The sequence below is a fragment of the Bartonella vinsonii subsp. berkhoffii ATCC 51672 genome, assembly GCF_902825225.1.
Taxonomy (GTDB): Bacteria; Pseudomonadota; Alphaproteobacteria; order Rhizobiales; family Rhizobiaceae; genus Bartonella; species Bartonella berkhoffii.
The window spans coordinates 1-2,404 of the sequence record NZ_CADEAK010000041.1; the positions used below are offsets into that span (position 1 = coordinate 1).

The following is a 2,404-nucleotide window of genomic DNA, read 5'->3' on the forward strand; positions in this document are numbered from 1 at the left end:
CATCACCTGTTTTATCATAATGAACAACCGCTGAATCATCTGACTGAAGACTGCTGGAAAGATCCTTTAAACCTTTTTCAAGCTGACCCTTGTTAACGGCATCATTGTTATCTTTTGCATCCCCTACACCGGAAATCACCCGATTCACACCGCTTGTATTCGCAACATTAATTACAGTACCATTTGTTTCCTTACCAATAGTAATAGGATCAGCGTTTTTATCCTGCTTAATAAGGCTATCTCCTTCTACTTTGGTAACCGCATTATTAATTTCTTTGGTAATCTCTTTATGAAGATTCGTGAAAGAACTACCTACACCGGTAAAGGCAGAAACTACATCATGATAGTCTTTATCTTCTGTTTGACCATCTTCCTTGACAGCCTTAACCGTGAACGTAGGAGCCGTCCATTTGCCACCTTCATAGCTAGCATTACCACCAAAAGTCTTTGCAACCTCACTGCCCAGTGAATAAAGCTGACTACCATTCACGGCATCCGTAGAGTTTTCAGAAATCTCCCCATTTGCAAGGTACTTAATCTTGCTATTGGTTTTGTGCCCTTCTTCTCCATGCTGCGCTACAAAGGCATGATCCTTTTCGCTCCACAACAAGGCATCACCTTGAACAGTGGTAATTTCTTTTTCAATCTCTTTGGTAATTTCATTCTTAATATTCGCAAATGAATCTTTAACTTTCTCAAATGAATCTCCAACACCGGCAAAGGCAGCTGCAACAGTCTCATAGCTCTGCTCTTCAACCGCACTACCATTTTCATTGACCGTCTTAACCGTAAACTTGGGAGCTGTCCATTTACCTTCTGCATAGCTAGCATTACCACCAAAAGTCTTTGCAACCTCACTGCCCAGTGAATAAAGTTGACCACCTGTAATAGCATCACTGGAACTTTCTGAGACTGCTCCATCTAAAAGAGATGTAATCTTACTATTGGTTTTGCTATCTTTTTCCCCATGCGTTGCTACAAAGGCGCCTTTACTCCTGTTCCACAACAAGGCATCACCTTGAACTTCTTGTGTAATATTCGTGATTTTCTCTTCAAACTTCTTAACTTCATTCGTTAGATGAGTATTCACATTCTTCACACTTGTATCAAGACCTGCAAACGCACTCCCAACATTATCATAGCTAGTTTCTTCTACAGCACCATCTTCAGAAAGTTTAGATAATTTATAAGTTGGACCTGTGAAAGCACCCCCTTTAAACGCAGCGTCACCACCTAAAAACTTCGCAACATCTCCAGAGATTGTATTAATCTGACTACCATTAATCGCATCATGTGACTCATCACCAATCTTACCATCAGCTACATTATGAAGTCCAACAGGAGACTTATCTTTACCGCCAAAAGTCACACTCGTATAATTAATAGTGTTATTGTCATCACCTGTTTTATCATAATGAACAACCGCTGAATCATCTGACTGAAGATCGTTAGAAAGCTGTTCCAAACTTTGATCAAGCTGCGCTTTATTGACAGCTTCATTATCCTTTATGGCTGCCTTTACACCGGAAAGCGTCCGATCCACACCACTCTTGTTGGCTATATTGATTTCACTGCCTTCTACTTCTCCACCAATAGTAATATCATTCTTATCTGAATTCTTCTTAACAAGGCTATCACTTATCATAGTGCTAATTTTATCATGAATACTCTTGAAAGAACTACCAACACTAGAAAAAGCATCTGCTACAGTCTTATAGGATTCATCAGTAACATCGCCATCAGAACCAATTTGTTTTACCTTGAAATTAGGATCTGTCCATTCGCCACCTTCATATCCAGCACCTCCACCAAAAGTCTTTGCAACTTTATCACCTAGAGTATGAAGCTGTTTACCCGTCACAGCATCCGTGGAGTTTTCATTAATTGTTCCATCCAAAAGAGATGTAATCTTGCTATTGGTTTTGCTATCTTTTTCCCCATGCGTTGCTACAAAGGCGCCTTTACTCCTGTCCCACAACAAGGCATCACCTTGAACTTCTTGTGTAATATTCGTGATTTTCTCTTCAAACTTCTTAACTTCATTCGTCAAATGCGTATTCACATTCTTCACACTTGTATCAAGACCTGCAAACGCACTCCCAACATTATCATAGCTAGTTTCTTCTGCAGCACCATCTTCAGAAAGCTTAGATAATTTATAGGTTGGACCTGTGAAAGTACCACTATTAAACGCAGCTTCACCACCTAAAAACTTAGCTACATCCTCACCAATTTTGTTAACCTGACCACCTGTGATTGCGTCACGTGAATCCTTGGCAATCTTACCATCAGCTACATTATGAAGTCCAACAGGTGTGGAATCTTTTCCTTTCCCTAAAGTCACACTCGTATAATTAATAGTGTTATTGTCATCACCTGTTTTATCATAATGAACAACCGCTGA

General features: G+C 39.9%; 1 pseudogene. It reads right to left on the reverse strand.

Annotated elements, in window-relative coordinates:
* Window positions 1–2,404, reverse strand: a pseudogene (locus tag J7R10_RS07900) (hypothetical protein); the annotation flags it as partial.